17 protein-coding genes are annotated in these 19,730 nt (G+C 38.9%); 3 read left to right on the plus strand and 14 right to left on the minus strand.

Translation table 11 applies throughout. The features are described from left to right. Nucleotides 1–38 precede the first annotated feature (38 nt). Nucleotides 39–377 carry a P-II family nitrogen regulator gene (locus ACKC4Y_RS04515; RefSeq protein ID WP_409362109.1) on the plus strand — a complete coding sequence of 113 codons (339 nt, stop codon included), beginning with the start codon at nt 39–41 and terminating at the stop codon, nt 375–377. A gap of 56 nt (nt 378–433) precedes the next feature. Further along, entirely contained in the window at nt 434–1,843 is a 1,410-nt protein-coding gene (gene glnA, locus ACKC4Y_RS04520; protein WP_409362110.1) for a type I glutamate--ammonia ligase, read from the plus strand. Nucleotides 1,844–2,609: 766 nt separating this feature from the next. Here glnA and ACKC4Y_RS04525 read toward each other — a convergent pair. From ACKC4Y_RS04525 to ACKC4Y_RS04560, 8 genes are all read right to left on the minus strand, one after another. Further along, complete coding sequence (locus tag ACKC4Y_RS04525) at nt 2,610–3,398, minus strand: ATP12 family chaperone protein (protein ID WP_409362111.1); 789 nt, start codon at nt 3,396–3,398, stop codon at nt 2,610–2,612. A gap of 389 nt (nt 3,399–3,787) precedes the next feature. Further along, complete coding sequence (locus ACKC4Y_RS04530) at nt 3,788–4,822, minus strand: ATP-grasp domain-containing protein (RefSeq protein WP_409362112.1); 1,035 nt, start codon at nt 4,820–4,822, stop codon at nt 3,788–3,790. After that, nucleotides 4,752–5,054, minus strand: a complete 303-nt coding sequence (locus ACKC4Y_RS04535; RefSeq protein ID WP_409362113.1) for a hypothetical protein — start codon at nt 5,052–5,054, stop codon at nt 4,752–4,754. Before ACKC4Y_RS04535 ends, ACKC4Y_RS04530 begins: the two co-directional genes overlap by 71 nt. A 19-nt stretch (nt 5,055–5,073) precedes the next feature. After that, nucleotides 5,074–5,484 (minus strand): EamA family transporter, encoded by a 411-nt coding sequence (locus tag ACKC4Y_RS04540; RefSeq protein ID WP_447582417.1) that lies wholly within the window; start codon nt 5,482–5,484, stop codon nt 5,074–5,076. Continuing rightward, on the minus strand, nt 5,477–6,001 hold the full coding sequence (locus tag ACKC4Y_RS04545) for an EamA family transporter (RefSeq protein ID WP_409362115.1): 525 nt from the start codon (nt 5,999–6,001) through the stop codon (nt 5,477–5,479). The genes ACKC4Y_RS04540 and ACKC4Y_RS04545 overlap by 8 nt, the downstream gene beginning before the upstream one ends. After that, nucleotides 5,998–6,408, minus strand: a complete 411-nt coding sequence (locus ACKC4Y_RS04550; RefSeq protein ID WP_409362116.1) for a hypothetical protein — start codon at nt 6,406–6,408, stop codon at nt 5,998–6,000. Before ACKC4Y_RS04550 ends, ACKC4Y_RS04545 begins: the two co-directional genes overlap by 4 nt. A gap of 33 nt (nt 6,409–6,441) precedes the next feature. Further along, nucleotides 6,442–7,203, minus strand: a complete 762-nt coding sequence (locus ACKC4Y_RS04555) for a DUF6421 family protein (protein ID WP_409362117.1) — start codon at nt 7,201–7,203, stop codon at nt 6,442–6,444. A gap of 434 nt (nt 7,204–7,637) precedes the next feature. Further along, nucleotides 7,638–8,627, minus strand: coding sequence for an RluA family pseudouridine synthase (locus ACKC4Y_RS04560; RefSeq protein ID WP_409362118.1), 990 nt, complete (start codon nt 8,625–8,627; stop codon nt 7,638–7,640). 226 nt (nt 8,628–8,853) lie between these two features. Here ACKC4Y_RS04560 and ACKC4Y_RS04565 point away from each other — a divergent pair, with 226 nt between their 5' ends. After that, nucleotides 8,854–10,638 carry a glucan ABC transporter ATP-binding protein/ permease gene (locus tag ACKC4Y_RS04565; protein WP_409362119.1) on the plus strand — a complete coding sequence of 595 codons (1,785 nt, stop codon included), beginning with the start codon at nt 8,854–8,856 and terminating at the stop codon, nt 10,636–10,638. 87 nt (nt 10,639–10,725) lie between these two features. Here ACKC4Y_RS04565 and alaS read toward each other — a convergent pair whose 3' ends face one another. The 6 genes from alaS to ACKC4Y_RS04595 form a co-directional block, all read right to left on the minus strand. Next, on the minus strand, nt 10,726–13,389 hold the full coding sequence (alaS, locus tag ACKC4Y_RS04570; protein ID WP_409360656.1) for an alanine--tRNA ligase: 2,664 nt from the start codon (nt 13,387–13,389) through the stop codon (nt 10,726–10,728). A 208-nt stretch (nt 13,390–13,597) separates the two neighbouring features. Continuing rightward, a complete protein-coding gene (gene recA / locus ACKC4Y_RS04575) occupies nt 13,598–14,641 on the minus strand; it encodes a recombinase RecA (protein ID WP_004855677.1) in 1,044 nt (347 codons plus the stop codon). Between the two features lie 609 nt (nt 14,642–15,250). Next, on the minus strand, nt 15,251–16,570 hold the full coding sequence (locus ACKC4Y_RS04580) for a replication-associated recombination protein A (protein ID WP_409360657.1): 1,320 nt from the start codon (nt 16,568–16,570) through the stop codon (nt 15,251–15,253). Nucleotides 16,571–16,578: 8 nt separating this feature from the next. Continuing rightward, nucleotides 16,579–17,976, minus strand: a complete 1,398-nt coding sequence (locus ACKC4Y_RS04585; RefSeq protein ID WP_409360658.1) for a DegQ family serine endoprotease — start codon at nt 17,974–17,976, stop codon at nt 16,579–16,581. Nucleotides 17,977–18,243: 267 nt separating this feature from the next. Continuing rightward, complete coding sequence (rplQ, locus tag ACKC4Y_RS04590; RefSeq protein WP_409360659.1) at nt 18,244–18,672, minus strand: 50S ribosomal protein L17; 429 nt, start codon at nt 18,670–18,672, stop codon at nt 18,244–18,246. Between the two features lie 24 nt (nt 18,673–18,696). Beyond that, entirely contained in the window at nt 18,697–19,710 is a 1,014-nt protein-coding gene (locus ACKC4Y_RS04595) for a DNA-directed RNA polymerase subunit alpha (protein WP_409360660.1), read from the minus strand. Nucleotides 19,711–19,730: the final 20 nt, after the last annotated feature.

Genomic DNA, 19,730 nt, shown 5'->3' on the forward strand with positions numbered 1-19,730 from the left:
GTCTAAAAAGGCAAAATAACGTTGGAGATAATTTCAGTATGAAAAAAATTGAAGCCATTATAAAACCTTTCAAACTTGATGAAGTGAAAGAAGCGCTTCAAAAAATTGGATTACATGGTCTTACTGTAACAGAAGCAAAGGGCTTTGGCCGTCAAAAAGGACATACAGAACTTTATCGCGGTGCTCAATATGTTGTTGATTTTCTACCCAAAGTAAAAATTGAAATTGTCGTTGCCGATGAAAAATTGAAAGAAGTCGTTGACACAATACGTAAGGCAGCTCAAACAAAACATATAGGAGATGGAAAGATATTTGTTTCCTCTATCGATGAGGCTATTCGTATCGGTACTAGCGAATCTGGCATCGATGCCCTTTAATGTTCACAAAGTTTTTCACCTTTTTTATCCACCTCAGTCCAATAAGGAAATTCAATATGACAACCGCATCAGATATTCTCAAACAGATTGCAGACAATGACGTACGTTTTGTCGATTTACGCTTTACTGACCCACGAGGAAAGTTGCATCACGTTACAATGGACATTGCAGAAATCAGCGAGGATACATTTAGCGATGGTGTTATGTTTGATGGTTCTTCAATTTGCGGATGGAAAACAATTAATGAATCTGACATGGCATTGATGCCAGATCCAGACACAGCCCATATTGATCCTTTTTTTGCTCAATCTACTTTAGTCATATTTTGTGACGTACTTGATCCTGTTTCTGGAGAATTCTATCGTAGGGATCCTCGTTCTATCGCTAAAAGAGCTGAAGTTTATATGAAATCTTTAGGCATTGGAGATACAATCAATGTAGGTCCGGAAGCAGAATTTTTTATCTTTGATGATGTGCGCTATAAGACTGATCCTTACAACACTGGGTTTAGACTCGATTCAAGTGAACTTCCATCGAATGATGACACTGAATATGAGAGTGGTAATTTGGGTCACCGTCCGCGGATGAAGGGCGGTTATTTTCCGGTTCCTCCGATTGATTCCTGCCAAGACATGCGTTCTGAAATGCTCACAGCACTAAAAGAGATGGGCGTCCATGTTGAAAAACACCATCATGAAGTGGCAGCAGCACAACATGAATTGGGCATTCGTTTTGATACTCTCATTCGCGAAGCTGATAAAATGCAAATTTTTAAATATGTTGTGCATCAAATAGCAAACAGCTACGGAAAAACAGCAACTTTCATGCCAAAACCAGTTTTTGGTGATAACGGCTCAGGCATGCATGTTCACATGTCTATTTGGAAAGATGGCAAACCTATCTTCGCTGGAAATGAATATGCTGGACTATCGGAAACCTGTCTCTTCTTTATCGGTGGTATTATTAAACACGCAAAGGCAATCAATGCCTTCACCAATCCATCCACCAATTCTTATAAGCGTTTGGTTCCTGGTTATGAAGCTCCTGTCTTGCTTGCTTATTCTGCACGCAATCGTTCTGCCTCCTGCCGTATTCCAATGAGTTCTTCACCAAATTCAAAACGCGTAGAAGTGCGTTTTCCAGATCCAACAGCAAATCCGTATTTAGCATTTTCGGCACTCTTAATGGCTGGTCTTGATGGTATTAAAAATAAAATCCATCCTGGACAGGCTATGGATAAAGATCTTTATGACCTGCCCCCCAAAGAGCTCAAAGAAATCCCTACAGTATCAGGCAATCTGCGCGAAGCTCTTGAAGCGCTGGATGAAGATCGTAGCTTTCTTAAAGCAGGGGATGTCTTTGACGACGATCAAATTAATTCTTTTATTGAATTGAAAATGCAAGAAGTTTTACGTTATGAAACAACCCCACATCCTGTCGAATTCGATATGTACTATTCTGTTTAAAGAATAAGCTATTCTTTTCAATTTAAAAATGGAGATGAAGAATCTCCATTTTGTGTGGCATTCTCCCCCCCCAAGAACACAATGAGCATTTTTCCGATTTGCTTTTTCTTTATAAATTGAATTGACTATATCCAAGACAATAAGATTTCCAAGATTGCAAATTCGTTTCATTTTTTCCTCTTTTATGCCTTGCCTTTAATTAATCAGCAGTCCAAACCTATACCAGTTAAAACTTATATCCCTTGAAAAATCGCCATCTGCTTACAGTAAAGTGTTTCAAGAGGCAGATGCCATTTTATATACTTATGCCTCCTCACTTATCACATCGATAGCCTAACCGACCCCCAAAAATAGTAAATCAAAACTCTAACAAATTATGAAAAGCCAAATAGCGCCCCATTGGCAAAAAATTGTAAGATTGGAGATATCCAAAGAAACCAAAAGAAAAAAAGCAGAGGCAAACCTGATAATGATATACTCCCTGATTTTACCCTAGAGAATTGATAACCACTACAAATACTAGAAAAAACACTCTATTCAAAGCGAGATTGCTCTTCTTTACAACATCAATGGTATTTTATTTGCGACAATATGAAGCAACTGTAAATATAACCGATGAAGCATTTCCTAGAATAGAAAAAAATTACTCAAAGTATGCCAATCGCAAAAATTCATCCTAGATGCGATAACAAACTACAAAAACGTAAGTAAATTAATAATAAAAACATCTCTTACTATTAAAATAAGTTATTGCTTCAATTGTTATTTATTCCGACAAAAAAGTCGTAATAATTACAGTTGCTGCGTTAAATTCAGCTTTTTTATGATTTCTACGCGCCATTGCTTCCTCATCAGTTCCCCATTGTTCCGTCATCCAATTTTCATCCAAATGCGCAATATCCCAAGCACGATCGGAATTTATTTTTCCAGCAGTAAAAGCGAGAGCAATAAGAGCTGATCCTGTTAAAGTTGTCATCATATGAAGCGCGGCAAGAATATAAGGGGAGTGTATCTTACGTAAATAATGACTCACCGCTTGAATGGCCTCCCACGGTTGTTCAATATGCATAAGACCTTCCGTCAGATGAAAACGTGCGTCAAGTTTTTCTTCTGCCCAATCAAGTAATGGATCCCACTGTTCACATTGTCGTTGCACAAGCTCTTTCGGTGTTTGTGCACGATAAAAAATCATATCGCATGCAACAAAACGCAATAAATCTTCGAAAATAACTTGCATATCGTCAGCTACGCCATCAATAACAGTGTTAACAAGACGCGTAATTGGCATTTTTACTGGATCAATAACTTGTTTTTGGCTTTCAAACTCCCGTGCTACTAATACAGCACATGCTTCTTTTGGCACAAGAAAAGGGCGCCTTGCCGGCGTTTTAACTGGATATCCATCCAATAAGAGAGAAAATCCCCCCTCCTCGCAAGCGATCTTCACTTCTTTATAAAATCGTTTAGGGAGTGACTGGCATGAAAGATTCTGAGCCTTCTGAATGGAGTTATTTTTACTAAATGGCCTATCAAAATGATGCAAAATTTCACGCATGTTATTTAATGTTGTCCTCTGATATTTTCAAAAATCGACTGATTTTCAAGGTTTTGTGTATTTCAATGAGGTTTAATTAGACCTGCTTGCCCGCTCTAAAGAAGGAAAAATCTTACCAGCATCAATTTGATTTAAGAGTATATTTCATGTCTATTTCACAAACAAGAAAATGATGAATGCCTTGTTTTTATATTCAGCAACAACAATTAAAATATTTTTTAAGTATTTGTCTTAATTTAAAAACTGAATATGTTGAATTTGAAAAAATTTTCCATTCCACCATAGCTGCCCACAGTGTTTGCGAAATTTTAGAAAACCGCATTGGAACTCTGTCTGTATCAATGAGATTTATATCAAAGTTAAAGACAAGAGGAAATATATCTATTAAGCTATTGATAAACGTGGCCTTTCCATATGATGCTTAAGGTGTCATCAAGCCATTTATGATAATCGCAAGCTTCTTCGTTTGAGGCATGAACAGAGAAAATAAAACCAGGATATCCACCGAATGCTGGTGGAGGTGGTGAAATATGATCAGTTTCAAAGAAAATGATAGTTCTAGCAGTTAGTGGATTCTGTGCAACCTTATCTAGACCTGAAAATCCGGAAAACCTTCCATGACCACGAAGAGGAATAATGTAATTTGCCGCCACTTTTTCAGCTGGGAGTACATCGGGAAGGTCTAAGTTTTGTTCAGCTAAAGCGGCATTCATACATAGTTTTCCAAATGAAATCCCTGTACCTTGCTCCACAATAAAATGGGAAACACCTGACCCACCTATACGAGCACCGATCTCAATTACATAAGGTAAGTTATTAGCATCTAAGCGTAGCTCTACATGGGCAGCTCCCATGTTTATACCAAGAGCTTTAACCCCAGAATATGCAGCCTCACATAAAGCAATAATTAAAGGATCGTCTATATCACGGCGTTGACGATAAATTGTTTCTTCGAACCATGGTCCCTCAGGTTGTCCTTTGTCTCCAACGGCCAAAACATGCACACCTGCTGCATCGACAAAGCATTCCACCACAAACTCTTTTCCTGGTAAATACTGTTCTACTACTAAACCTAAAGATTTATTGTTATAGTTGAAACGTTCCATATCTTTATGCTGAACATTCCATACCGCTTTGATGAGATCAGGAAATTCTTCAGAATTTTTAGCTAACATTACACCTATACTACCAGCTCCAGAAACGGGTTTAATGACTAGCGACCAGCCTAAAGTATGGGCTTGTGATAAATCTTCGGGATTATCTATATAAAAAAATCTTGGTGTTCTCAGCCCTGCTTTAGCAAAAGCTTGACGCATTAGATATTTGTTTCGGGTTAATGCCGCTACTTCTGGCTCAATACTGGGAGTATTGATTTTTTTTGCAGCTAAAGCTGTCCATATGATGGCTTTTTCGCAAAGGGTCATAACCCCCACCAATATTGCGTTCTTTCACTCCAGCTGCAAAAGCATCTAGAGCTAACTCTGGATTATCAAAAACAGGAAGTTGCCAAGTTGAAGTTACTGCCGCAGGTAGCTGAATAGGTGCACTTTCAGCGATATCATAAATCATTACTAATTCGATGTTAGCTGCTTTCGCAGCTTCAAATATAAAAGGTAGTTTTGCATTGCGCTGACAAACTAACGCCAGTTTTTTCATTTTATTTTTTCCTTATAATTTAGAATTTTTGAAACACTGTTTTAGTTGCCATCCAGATACTTTTGATGCGTCTATAAATTAAGAGTATCATCCCTATAACAACTACAATCATAGCAATTATTTTGATAGCACTTAGAGAAGTGCTCGAGCCGATTATCCATTCACATGCTACGACTGCAAAAGGAGCTAATACGCCGATAGTATTTGCGTATAATACGCCTCCTTCGGCTAAAACTTTTTGGTACAATACGTAACCTGGTGACGATAAAAAAGATCCTAAAATCAATATCTTAAGTATGTCTTCTAACTTCAGATGTAATAGTGGGGCAGAATCAAAAATGAATAATGGCATAAATGATGCCGCAGAAATTGTAGTAATCCAAGCCAGTGCCGTTAGTAAAGGTAAATTTTTAAGATAACGTTTAGACAACAAGCCATAAAGAGAGTAAGAAAGCGCTGCTGTTAAAGCAAGACTTAACCCCTATCAGGCTATAATATCCACCCTCTATACTGTTTATATTGAATGCTACAGCTGCTACACTAACAACTATCACACCACTAAGCTTCAGCCATGAGACCTCCAGGCCATTAGTCAGCGCACCTAATATATAGGTAATAGCTGGAATAGTAGCGAGCACCATAGTTAAATCACTGGCTTTGAGCGACTTTAAGGCGCCGAAGCTGCATACAAAATACAGCGAGAATCCTAACACTGATAGAATTAAAAAAGAAGGTATCATTGCAAGCAATGGTAATGATCTTAAAACGGCTTTCTCACGAAATACTGCGATCAACCATAAGGATGCAGCAGTAGCACACAACCTAAGTCCAACTGCATGCATTACCGGTATACTGCTAACCAAATTCTTAGATAATAACCAACTTATGGAAAACAACGCTAGAATGACAAAAGTAAATAATAATAACCGTCCTTTTAAAAAACTCAATGATTTAATCCTCCAATCACTCGCCGCGCATAATATGATGTTGAAAAATTAAATCGTGACTTTGGAGTTTTCGGTTTCCCAAGGTTGTTTTGGATATAATCTTTAGCACCTGCTAAATAAGCGTCATCATCCAATGCTTCAAGTGCTTCTATATCTACGATTATCAATGATATTACTTCTTTAAGACGCTCCAAATCAAATTGAAGATAACCTCGCCCCGTTTCAATCAATGCTTTATTACGCATCAATATTTCAAAAAGTAAGATACCTGTACCAGCATCGAACGTCATATGCTGATCAGAACCTTTTGGATAACGAAATATGCGTTCTAATAGGACAAACTCAGATATTTCTTTCCAAAACTTTGGACGATTTTGTAGCATAATACGCACTGTAATTAAGTCCACTTTAGTTTCTTCTAGAAGACCTGCAAACCAATTTTATTTTATATACAGATTCTTATCTAATGGCCGCGGCCCAGTATGATGTGCATAGTCATGATAATAGCCCCACAAACAACGAACATCATAAACATCATCTTTAGATAAGTTACGACTACTCAATTGGCCAAATAGGAATTTACTATCTCGACCGAGCAAACGTTCAGCTTCCACGATTGTCTGCTCATTGTAAATATCAAAGAATTTGCTGAAAAAAAACAAAGCAAATGCTTGCTTATCAATTTTCTTAGTAGTAGCCACAGATTCTGGGAATAGAACAATACAATTTCCTTCTAAAAATCCCCTTGACGCTATTCCCATTTTTATACATTGAACCGGTGATACATAATTCTCTGTATATTCTGAGGCGTCTGCAAGATAAGGTGTTTCATGACGGTAGCCTGTAACTAACTCTAGCCGAAATCCTTCTGGATCAGGCCCATTAGTAGCACGCATTGGGACTAAGAAAAATAGAGGGGAATCTGGTAATGGCGCTTTGAATGCAGCCAAAGTGTTATCAAATTTTGGGGGAGTATTTAAACCGCTGAGCATCCACTGATTAAAATCATCAGAAGTAGTAGCTAAAAGCTCCGGAGATAATCCGTCAATAATATCTGCATGATGGTTCAACAGAGTGATCAATTCATTGATCATATCACTATCTGCAGAAGTTGGCTCTTTAATACTACCATCTAGTTCTTGGCGTACACGAAGTTTGTCAACTAGGTTAACAATAGAAAGAAGTGTTTCAGATTGCCTCATGATGAGCTGACTTTAGCAAGTGGAGCAAGAAGGCCATTGGCACTTGCCCAAAATTTTTGACAATATTCAGCTCGTAGCGCTTTGCAGCAACCAACGTCGTGATACAAGCATCTGCTCTCTTTCAGCTTTCTTTGCTAGTAGCTGTGGGGCGCTCCAATTGACATTATTTGTCAATATATCCAACAACAAAACACACCTTATGTGTAAAATTTATATATCCTATATCCCCTAAACGACGGTGTTTTACGGCATAATATGATAAAGAAACTGTAGAAAAATTGTAAATGATATTCGCTGAATTCATAACTAAAAAACATAATTTCTAATGGCGGGCAGCTTAGCAAAAGCCCTCCTCATAACAAGTTATACTACACCTTACTAAATCATACAAAATTTGCACAAATCAAAAAGAACAAACTGTAAAAGTTTTTCTCTTATTCCGTTTCTGCTTCTCCATCATTCTCATTAAAAGCCAAAAGATTAAAGCTTTGTACCATATGAGGAGGTAAAGGTGCGACAACATCCAATAACCCTCCTGAAGGATGAGGAATACGAATACGACGTGCATGAAGGTGAAGTCGGTTTTGAATTCCCCCTGGTAATTCCCAATTACTATCAGAAAAAAAATATTTTGAATCGCCAATGATAGGGTGATCTATATGGGCGGCATGCACACGGAGTTGATGTGTTCTTCCCGTATAAGGTTCCATTTCAAGCCACGAAAGAGTTCTTCCCCTAGTATCTAAAACGCGATAGTAGGAAACTGCATGGTTAGAATCTGGCTCACCATGTTCACAAACACGCATTTTATCACCCTGCTCAGTTACTTCCTTAACCATCCATGTTGAAATTTTATCCTGTTTTTTTCTAGGAACGCCTCGTACCAATGCCCAATAAGTTTTTTTCGTTTCCCGCGCCCTAAAAGCAGCAGTTAAAGCCTGTGCAGCCCCCCTTGATCGAGCAACAACAAGCACACCCGATGTTTCACGATCAAGACGATGAACCAAACGTGGTTTTTCACCTTTTTTATTGCGCCAAACCTCAAGCATACTATCAACATGGCGAGTCAAGCCAGAGCCACCTTGTACAGCTAAACCCGCAGGCTTATTGAAAACAAAAACCTTTGAATCTTCATAGAGCAGCATTTTTTTTAAAACGACTTCATCATCCTGCCCTCGGAGTGTTTTATCCGTTACAGGAAAATTCTCTTTGTCATTAACAGGCAAAGGCGGCACACGAACAGACTGCCCCATTAAAAGACGCGTATCGGCTTTAACGCGTCCACCATTAACCCGTATCTGACCAGAACGTAGCAACTTTTGTAAATACCCAAACCCGAGTCCTGGATAATGCACTTTAAACCAGCGATCTAAGCGCATTCCGTTTTCATCTGTCACAACCTTTTTTACTTCTACGCCGACCATGAAAGTACCCTTGCCAATATAATTGATGAATTTTATTTACCAGTTTTTATATCTCATCTTTATAAACACAAAAATCTATATCTCATAGAATTGGCTTTATCACACCACATTACAATCCGTATCCAAAATTGCATTTTCTTATTGTTTAAATTTTATTAGCTCAAAGATTAGTATTTACAAGAATTATAGCCTTGTATACTTGCGGTAGCTATTGGAGATATTATCTGTGTCCTTATTCAAAACTTATGCACGTGTCCTCAACTATCTGAGCAGAGAAAAAAAGACATCTGCTTTAATCTGTACCGCTAATGTTATATTGGCTGTTATCACCATTGCAGAACCTATTTTATTTGGACGCGTCATTGATTCCATTGCTGAAAAGTCAGATATTGTTCTAACCCTCACGATTTGGGTATGTTTTGGACTCTCTAATATTATCGCTTATGTCCTTGTTGCCCGTGGCGCTGATCGCTTAGCACATAGGCGCCGTTTGACTGTTTTAACGGAATCCTTTGAGCGTATTATTGCCATGCCCTTAATTTGGCACCAACAGCGTGGAACCTCTAACGCCCTTCACACACTCTTGCGCGCCATAGACTCCATGTCAACCATATGGCTTGATTTTATGCGTCAACATCTCTCAACTCTTGTGGCGTTATTAGCTCTCATCCCCATAGCCTTTAACATGAATTGGCGCCTTTCAATAGTCTTGGTTGTTCTCGCCATCATCTATCTATTAATTGCACGTCTAGTGATGCGAAAAACAAAAGACGGACAAGCCGCTGTAGAATGCTATCATCATAATGTGTGTAAACATGTCAGTGATTCAATCTCTAACGTTTCCATTGTACAAAGCTATAACCGAATAAAGGAAGAAGCTTTAGCACTGAAACAACATACAAACGATCTTCTTCAAGCACAAAACCCTGTTCTTAATTGGTGGGCGCTGGCAAGTGGCCTAAACCGAATGGCTTCAACCGTTTCAATAGTATGTGTCCTTTTACTTGGAGCGTTTTTTGTGGCAAAAGGTCAATTACGTGTGGGTGAAGTTGTTGCTTTTGTTGGATTTGCACAATTAATGATTAGTCGTTTGGATCAAATGAGCAGTTTTATTAATTTGGCAGCGTCTTCACAAGCAAAACTACAAGAATTCTTTGAAATGGAAGACTCAACCTTTCATATTAACGAACCTGAAAGCTTACCTTCCCTCCAAAATGTTAAGGGTGCAATACAATTTCATCACGTTACCTATAAATTCCCAAATTCTTCTCAAGGTATTTTTGACATTTCATTTGAAATTAAAGCAGGGCAAACCGTTGCAATTGTAGGACCAACAGGTGCAGGCAAAACAACATTAATCAACTTGTTGCAGCGCGTGTACGACCCCACATTTGGACATATCTCCATTGATGGAATAAATATACGCTCTGTTAATCGCGAATCTTTACGCAAATCTTTAGCAACAGTGTTTCAAGACGCTGGCCTTTTCAATCGAACGATTCACGACAACATCTCGATAGGAAGAGCAACTGCAACCGATGAGGAACTTTACGAAGCAGCAAAAATAGCAGAAGCGCATGATTTTATTCTGAAAAAAAACAATCGTTATGACACAATAGTCGGCGAGCGAGGTTCTCAATTATCAGGTGGAGAAAAACAACGCTTAGCAATTGCGCGTGCTGTTTTAAAAAATGCCCCCATCCTCATTCTAGATGAAGCAACCAGTGCTCTTGATGTCGAAACAGAGGCACGCGTTAAAGATGCCCTTGAAGGTATAAGTCATAACCGCACTACTTTTATTATAGCACATCGCCTTTCAACAATACGCAATGCTGATCTTGTGCTCTTTCTAGAACATGGTCACTTAATTGAAAAAGGAAGCTTTCAAGAACTGATCAACAAAGGCGGACGCTTCTACAAACTCTTAAAAGCTAGCGGTTTAACAATCGAGCAACCAGCAATAGGAGAAGATGAAAACGTGTTTCCATTACATGAAGCCATGGCATCATAAAATAACCGCCAAACCTTGAAGAAAGAAGTGTAAATTCCCCCTCTTTAAAAAATCTCGAAGCTAAAAAAACAAGTAATAAATCAGAAATTATCCTTCAAGAAAAGCTTTTAACGCCGCAAGTGCTTCATCAGCCTTATTCCCTTCAGGTCCACCAGCCTGCGCCATATCAGGACGCCCACCACCACCTTGACCACCAAGAACACCTGAAACAATACGCACCAAATCAACAGCATTCAACTTATTCGTCAAATCATCAGTAACGCCAACAGCAGCACTCCCCTTGCCATCCTCTGAAACACAGATGAAAACGACTACCCCAGATCCAATCTGCTTCTTTCCAGAATCTACGAATGCTTTCAAATCCCGTGGTGAAATATTTCTCACAACACGCCCCATAAAAGAAATACCATTGATGACGGTAATATCTTCTTGACCATTTTTCATGCTCCCACCATTCAAAGCAATTTTCTTGCGTGCATCATTCAATTCTTTGTCAAGTTTACGACGATCATCAAGCAGAATCCGAACACGTTCTTCTACATCAGCAGAAGAAGTTTTTAAAAGATCAGCAATTTCGTGGATTCGCTCATCTTGGCGATTCAGATGGAGGCGTGCAGCTGTCCCTGTTAAAGCTTCGATACGACGAACTCCAGCCGCTACAGAGCTTTCAGAAACAATATGAATTAAACCAATATCCCCTGTTCTCTTCACATGTGTACCGCCACAAAGCTCAATTGACCAATTCTTCTTTAGTTCCCTTGGTTCAAGCTGATTTCCCATAGAAACAACGCGAACTTCATCACCATATTTTTCACCGAATAACGCCTTTGCCCCTTCAGAAATGGCATCATCCACAAGCATAAGTTGTGTTGTTACCACGCTATTTTGCAAAACAATATCATTTGCTAAATCTTCTATTTTTTTCAATTCTTCTGATGAAACGGATTTTGGATGAGAAAAATCAAAACGTAACCGATCTGGCGATACCAAAGAACCTTTTTGTGTAACATGAGATCCCAAGACTTGACGCAAAGCTTCATGTAATAAATGGGTAGCAGAATGATTCACACAGATTTTCTTACGACGAACAGCATCAACTGTTAATTCTACACAATCAGACCTCGATGCCTGACCAGATTTCACCTCCCCAATATGGATAAAAACACCATCACCCTTTCTTTGGGTATCATGCACCTCAAAAATAAAATTTTTACCAGAAATGATACCGCTATCACCAACTTGCCCACCAGATTCACCATAAAAAGGTGTCTGATTGACAACAAGCATAGCTTTCTGACCTGAAGAAATATTATCAACGAGTTTACCATCACACACAAGAGCTGTAAGAATGCCTTTAGCCGTTTCTGTTCCATAACCCAAAAATTCTGTGGTCCCCACTTTATCACGAACAGAAAACCAGATCTTTTCTGTTACAGCTTCCCCAGAACCAGACCAATTGGCACGCGCTTCCTCTTTTTGACGTTCCATCGCTTTATCAAAGGTATCAACATCAACAGATATTCCACGACGCCGCAAAACATCCTGCGTTAAATCAAGCGGAAAACCATAGGTATCATAAAGCTTGAAGGCAACTTCACCATTAAAATGATCCCCTTCTTGAAGATTGCTACTTGCTTCATTCAACAAACCGAGTCCTCGTTCAAGAGTTTTACGAAACCGTGTTTCTTCTAACCTTAAAGTTTCTGAAATCAAAGATTCAGCACGCACTAATTCAGGATAAGCTTGTCCCATTTCGCGAATTAAAGCAGGCAAAAGACGCCACATCAATGGCTCTTTAGCACCAAGAAGATGCGCATGACGCATAGCACGACGCATAATACGACGTAAAACATATCCTCGACCTTCATTAGAAGGAAGAACACCATCAGCAATCAAAAATGCACATGAGCGGAGATGATCAGCAATCACGCGATGGCTCGCAACAAAATCACCCGTTGCTTCAACTCCTGTTATCTCTTGTGATGCACTGATTAATGCACGAAAAAGATCAATATCATAATTATCATGAACGCCCTGTAAAACAGCAGCAATACGCTCTAATCCCATACCTGTATCAATAGAAGGATGAGGCAATTCAACACGCTCTGCCTTACTCACCTGCTCATATTGCATGAAGACCAGATTCCAAATCTCAACAAAGCGATCACCATCCTCATTAGCACTTCCAGGTGGTCCTCCCCAGATTTTATCACCATGATCATAAAAAATCTCCGAACAAGGACCGCAAGGACCAACATCCCCCATCGCCCAAAAATTATCATTCGTCGCAATACGGACAATTTTTTCATCAGGAAGACCTGAAATTCTACGCCAAAGTTCAGCAGCGGCATCATCACTATGATAAACTGTCACCAACAATTTCTCTTTTGGAAGACAAAATTCTTTTGTTAAAAGATTCCACGCAAAAAAAATGGCTTCTTCTTTGAAATAATCACCAAAAGAAAAATTACCTAACATTTCAAAAAATGTATGATGGCGCGCCGTATAGCCAACATTATCAAGATCGTTATGCTTTCCACCGGCACGGACACATTTTTGTGCCGTTACCGCCTGCTTATAAGGAGGCTGTTCAAGTCCAGTAAAAACATTTTTAAACTGCACCATTCCAGCATTTGTAAACATGAGTGTAGGATCATTACGTGGAACAAGAGGGCTAGAAGAAAGAACTTTATGTCCGTTAAGATGAAAAAAATCCAGAAAAGTTGACCGTATACTATTAACACTATTCATATCGTCACCTGTAAAGTACAGCGCAAAACCATAAAAGCAAAATCCGCCTCATTAAATATCCTCTTTGCTATACTCGTAGAGTCAATTTAATCAAAAAGTGGAATGCTTTTTCAATAAAATCGAAAAGTAAATGGTCCCAATACTTTAAATTTTTAAATAAAAATAGAAAGATTTCAAATGAATGAATGGCTGTTAAACAAGCAATTCATCACATCGTTTCATCGCTTTCTGTATTTTCTGACCCTGCATTTTCTAGCAGTTCAATTGCAATCAAACCAGCATTTTGGCGCAAAGCTGCTTCAATCTCAGCAGCTATTTCCGCATGTTCACGCAAAAACTGCTTCGCATTCTCACGCCCCTGTCCTAAACGCTGAGAATTATAAGAAAACCATGCACCAGATTTTTCCACAATGCCAACTTTGACACCCAAATCAATCAATTCGCCTACTTTGGAAATACCTTCACCATAAATAATATCAAACTCAACCTGTTTGAATGGAGGTGCCAATTTATTCTTCACTACTTTAACGCGCGTCTGGTTACCAACGATTGCATCCCTATCTTTAATGGATCCAATGCGGCGAATATCTAAACGAACAGAAGCATAAAATTTTAAAGCGTTTCCGCCTGTTGTCGTTTCAGGAGAACCAAACATCACACCGATTTTCATGCGAATTTGGTTAATAAAGATAACCATACAGTTAGAGCGAAAAATTGCTGCTGTTAATTTTCGTAACGCTTTACTCATTAATCGGGCTTGCAATCCAGGTAAAGCATCCCCCATTTCACCATCAATTTCTGCCCGTGGCGTCAAAGCCGCTACGGAATCAACAACCAGTACATCAACTGCACCAGAGCGCACAAGTGTTTCTGTAATTTCCAACGCCTGTTCACCAGTATCGGGCTGAGAAATGAACAAATTTTCTAAATCAACACCAAGCTTACGTGCATAAATAGGATCAAGAGCATGCTCTGCATCAATAAAAGCACAAATTCCACCAATTTTCTGTGCCTCAGCAATGGCATGAAGAGCTAGTGTTGTCTTTCCAGAACTTTCTGGTCCATAAATCTCAACAATACGCCCTTTCGGTAATCCACCAACACCCAAAGCAATATCCAAGGATAACGAACCTGTTGGGATTGTTTCAATTTCAACAACCTGCTCTTTTTGCCCAAGACGCATAATTGAGCCTTTACCGAAAGAACGTTCAATTTGTGAGAGAGCAGCATCGAGCGCTTTTGTTTTATCCACGATTATATCCCTGACCGATTCATAACAACCTAATATCCAGTGTACACTGTTCTTTTAACTTAACCAAAGCCCTGAATTGAGATTCTCACAGACTATTTCCATTTCTATCATGATATGATGTCCACAACATCTCATAAATATGCGTAAAATTTTCTTTTTATCTTACAATACAAATACACTTCAATAAAATACCTTCCTATAAAGAAGAGAAGCTTAGTATATTTATATCTCTCCTGCAGAAAAGAAACAATTTAAATTTAAATACAATGCTTTATACACAAAACCTTCTGATCCTTCTCTATAAGCATCTAAGAGATCATAGCTCTTAATAAATACTCTGCTCTTGAGAACCAAAAAACTTGCTATCAATCAAAATGACAGGACATCCCACAATTAAAACCATAATTACAAAGCAGCCTATGAAGCATAATTAAACCAACATTTCTTAAAATTGAATTTTAAGCATATTTGGAATTTTTGCTTAGATAATTTCACTCTAAAAATAATAAGATTTTAAAGCGTTGCGTCCGATTATTTATAAAATTATAATCATATAACTGATGTAAAAGCAGTCCAAGAATAATAAAAAATCTCATTTCAATTAAAATTTTATGTTTGATTGCCCCGTTTTTTGCGCAATTTTTTCCACCACTCAAGACGCTTCATAATCTCACGCTCAAAACCGCGTTCTCGTGGTTGATAATAGATCTGGCGCCCAAGTTTTTCAGGAAAATATTCCTGTCCAGAAAAAGCATCTGGTTCATCATGATCATAACGATAACCATGCCCATATCCTTCTTCCTTCATAAATTTTGTAGGCGCATTAAGGATATGTTGTGGAGGAGGCAAAGAACCATTTTTGCGTGCACAACGCAGTGCTGCCTTATATGCGAGATATGTTGCATTAGATTTTGGCGCCGTTGCAACATAAAGACATGCTTGAGCCAAAGCCAACTCTCCTTCAGGTGACCCTAAATAATCATAAGCATCTTTTGCCGCATTACAAATGACAAGGGCTTGCGGATCTGCCAAGCCGATATCTTCAACAGCCATACGGACCAATCTTCGCCCAATATAGAGAGGATCTTCCCCCGCATCTAACATACGTGCCAAATAATAAAGCGCAGCATCAGGATCAGATCCACGAACTGATTTATGTAACGCTGAAATAAGATTATAATGACCTTCCCGTCCTTTATCATAAATTGGAGCACGACGCTGAATAATCTTTTGCAAAGCTACAGCATCAAATATCTCTCCCGCTCGCGCGACACACCAAACTTCTTCTGCCAATGTTAACGCTGCCCGTGCATCACCATCAGACATCCCTATCAAAACATCTCTGGCATCATCATCTAAGGGGAGAAGCTTTCCCTCCACTTCTTCAGCACGTTTTAAAAGCATGCTCAAACTTTCACTGTCATGGGGAAGAAACGTCAAAACACGCGCACGAGAAAGAAGAGCAGCATTAAGTTCAAATGAAGGATTCTCAGTTGTTGCACCAATAAGAATTATAGTACCATCTTCCATAACAGGGAGAAAACTATCCTGCTGTGCACGATTAAAACGATGAATTTCATCCACAAACAAAAGTGTTTGACATCCAGACATAAAACGAGTCTGAGCACCTTCAAAAATCTTTTTAAGTTCAGCAACTCCGGTAAAGATAGCAGAAACTTGCTCAAAAACGAAATCTGTTTCAAGTGCTAACAAGCGCGCAACCGTTGTTTTCCCTGTTCCTGGAGGACCCCAAAAAATCATCGAACCAATTGAACCAACGGCGACCATACGCGAAAGCACGCCCTCTTCTCCAACCAAGTGATCTTGCCCCATTACATCCTTGAGACAACGAGGACGCATTCTTTCTGCAAGCGGTCGATTTTTATTAACTTGAAAATCAAACGATGAAGTAAAAAAACCTTTATTCAAAAAAAACCTCAGCGAATAAACTGGCGAATATACATACCATCACGCTCATATTCCAATTGCCACATATTTGGGCGACCTTGTTGCATAAGAATCTTTTTTAACTGCCCAACTGTTTGAATTTTATGGCCATTAACAACACGCAAGATATCTCCAGAACGAAAAATTCCCGCTGCAACGCTCATTTCATCAAGATTAATAATCACAACACCTTTTGCGGATGTAGGAAGACGAAAACGTCGACTATTTTGTGGTGTTAAATCCAAAACCTCAGCACCAGAAAGAGGGCTTTCATCAATAATTTTTTCAGATTTTGAAAATGCGGATTCTGATATTGATGAAATGAATATTTTCGTCTTGAAAATTTTTCCATTTCGTAAATATTCTAAAACAAAGCTATCCCCAATACTAGCCGTCATCAAACGATATCCAAGACCATCCGGACTATCAATTCGTATCCCTTGCACACTCAAAATAACATCGCCTATTTTTAAACCAGCTTTTTCAGCAGGACTATCTTTGTTAACTTCGATGACAAGAGCACCATAGGGACGTTTTAAACCTAACCCACCAGCAATGTCAGGTGTAACATTTTGGAAAGATGCCCCAATATAAGGGGGTACAAAATATTTTTCACCACGTTTAACGGTATCAAGCATCACTCTTACAAGATTTGCCGGAATAGCAAAACCAATCCCTACAGAACCACCCGAGCGTGAATAAATAGCTGTATTAATCCCGATTAATTGTCCTTTCATATCAATTAAAGCTCCACCAGAATTCCCTGGATTAATGGCAGCATCTGTTTGAATAAAAAAGTCAAAATCAGAAATACCAACACGTGTACGCGCTTGCGCCGAAACAATACCACTGGTAACCGTTTGACCAACACCAAAAGGATTCCCAATTGCAAGAACAAGATCCCCAACTTCAACTGTATCAGAATCTCCTAAAGGAAGAGTAGGAAATTGCCCACCCTGTGCATCAATTTCAAGCACAGCAATATCAGTAGCTTCATCTTTAAGCATGACCTTACTCTCAAACTCCCGCCCGTCAGAAAGAGCAACTTTAATTTCACTTGCATCCTTAATAACGTGGTAATTGGTAACGATCAAACCACGCGCATCAACAATCACTCCAGATCCCAATGACGATTGCGTACGTAAAGGTCGATTATTTTGAAAACGACCAAAAAATTGCTCAAAAAATGGATCACCTTCAAAGGGTGAACGCGCTCTAATTTGCCGTGCTGCATAAATATTTACAACAGACGGAATAGTCTTTTTAACTAAAGGAGCAAATGAAAGAGTGATTTCTTTTTGTGTTTGCGGAATTTGAGCATATGCGCAATGAGGCAATATCTGTGCAACAATCACAAAAAAAAGCCCCACCAAAAAAGAATTCCTCATGACTCGCTCCTTAAAAAACTAACCTACTCTTTAATATCAAGAGGATAAGAAACCCTATCATCTTTCATAACCCCGAAATTTCTATTAATATTTATAATTAAGAATAAAAACAACTTATTTGAGCAATAGATATTATAAAAATCAAATAATTCAATATTTTGTAATCTTCCCTCTACATTTGTCTCTTGGAATAAAACTGGCTATGAAATGCACATAAAAAAACCGCTTTAGAAAAGCGGCTTTTTGAAATCCAACAGAAAAAATACTTTATGAAGAAGCTTCCTTTTCATTTGCAGATCTTTCCGTACGCGCATGATCTACAGCGCCCTTCGCATCAACATCACGATCAACAAACTCAATAACAGCCATGGGAGCATTATCACCGGCACGAAACCCTGCTTTCATAATACGCAAATACCCACCGTTGCGCGTCGCATAACGTGGCGCGAGTGTATCAAATAACTTTGCAACCTTTCCTGCATCACGAAGTGCTGCAATCGCTTGTCGACGCGCGTGCAAACCTCCGCGCTTACCAAGCGTAACCAACTTTTCAACAATAGGACGAATTTCTTTAGCCTTCGGAAGCGTTGTCACAATCTGCTCATGCTCAATCAGCGAAACCGCCATATTTGCAAACATCGCTTTACGGTGACTGGATGTCCGGTTCAACTTGCGACCTGACTTACTATGGCGCATAAGCCTTCTCCTTAAATTTTAATTTTAATATTGATCTTCATAACGTTTAGCAAGATCATCAATGTTTTCAGGCGGCCATGCAGAAATTTCCATACCAAGATGTAATCCCATACACGCCAAAACTTCTTTAATCTCATTTAACGACTTCCGACCAAAGTTCGGTGTGCGAAGCATTTCAGATTCCGTCTTTTGAATGAGATCACCAATATAAACAATATTATCGTTTTTAAGACAATTTGCTGAGCGAACTGAAAGCTCTAACTCATCCACTTTTTTGAGGAGCGCAGGATTAAAAGCAAGCTCCGAATCGGACTCTTCAACAACTTCCTTCTGTGGCTCCACAAAATTAATAAATAAAGATAACTGATCCTGAAGAATACGTGCTGCAAAAGCAACAGCATCCTCTCCATTAACAGCACCGTTTGTTTCAATCGTGAGCGTTAATTTATCGTAATCCAGAACTTGACCTTCACGTGTATTCTCTACTTTATAAGATACTTTACGGATTGGTGAATAAAGGCTATCAACTGGAATAAGACCTATTCGCGCATCATCAGCACAATTGCGATCAGATGGAACATAACCCTTACCCGTATTAACAATAAATTCCATACGAATCTCAGCACCTTCATCAAGAGTACAGATAATATGATCTGGATTCAGAATTTCCATATCCCCAACAGTCTTGATATCTCCAGCTGTTACAACACCAGGACCCTCTTTATAAACGACAACACGCTTAGGCCCTTCTTCTTGCATACGAATTGCAATTTCTTTGATATTCAAAATAATATCCGTAACATCTTCACGAACACCCGGAATTGATGAAAATTCATGCAATACACCATCAATCTGCACAGCAGTAATTGCAGCACCACGAAGCGATGATAACAACACGCGACGAAGTGCATTGCCTAATGTCAAACCAAAACCACGTTCAAGAGGCTCTGCAATCAAGCTCGAAATATTTGGATTATCATGTGTACAAAACTCAACCTTATTGGGTTTAATGAGTTCCTGCCAGTTTTTCTGGATCATATTTTTATTCCCGTTCTTTA

Origin of the sequence: Bartonella heixiaziensis (assembly GCF_046245125.2) — a bacterium.
Lineage (GTDB): Bacteria > Pseudomonadota > Alphaproteobacteria > Rhizobiales > Rhizobiaceae > Bartonella > Bartonella heixiaziensis.

Bases quoted from the DNA above. Each gene is read 5' to 3' on its own strand.
- glnA (WP_409362110.1), top strand. From the start codon at position 434: ATGACAACCGCATCAGATATTCTCAAACAGATTGCAGACAATGACGTA.
- ACKC4Y_RS04555 (WP_409362117.1), bottom strand. From the start codon at position 7,203: ATGAGGCAATCTGAAACACTTCTTTCTATTGTTAACCTAGTTGACAAA.
- ACKC4Y_RS04525 (WP_409362111.1), bottom strand. From the start codon at position 3,398: ATGCGTGAAATTTTGCATCATTTTGATAGGCCATTTAGTAAAAATAAC.
- ACKC4Y_RS04560 (WP_409362118.1), bottom strand. From the start codon at position 8,627: ATGGTCGGCGTAGAAGTAAAAAAGGTTGTGACAGATGAAAACGGAATG.
- ACKC4Y_RS04585 (WP_409360658.1), bottom strand. From the start codon at position 17,976: ATGAGGAATTCTTTTTTGGTGGGGCTTTTTTTTGTGATTGTTGCACAG.
- ACKC4Y_RS04515 (WP_409362109.1), top strand. From the start codon at position 39: ATGAAAAAAATTGAAGCCATTATAAAACCTTTCAAACTTGATGAAGTG.
- ACKC4Y_RS04595 (WP_409360660.1), bottom strand. From the start codon at position 19,710: ATGATCCAGAAAAACTGGCAGGAACTCATTAAACCCAATAAGGTTGAG.
- ACKC4Y_RS04530 (WP_409362112.1), bottom strand. From the start codon at position 4,822: ATGACCCTTTGCGAAAAAGCCATCATATGGACAGCTTTAGCTGCAAAA.
- alaS (WP_409360656.1), bottom strand. From the start codon at position 13,389: ATGAATAGTGTTAATAGTATACGGTCAACTTTTCTGGATTTTTTTCAT.
- rplQ (WP_409360659.1), bottom strand. From the start codon at position 18,672: ATGCGCCATAGTAAGTCAGGTCGCAAGTTGAACCGGACATCCAGTCAC.
- ACKC4Y_RS04535 (WP_409362113.1), bottom strand. From the start codon at position 5,054: ATGAAAAAACTGGCGTTAGTTTGTCAGCGCAATGCAAAACTACCTTTT.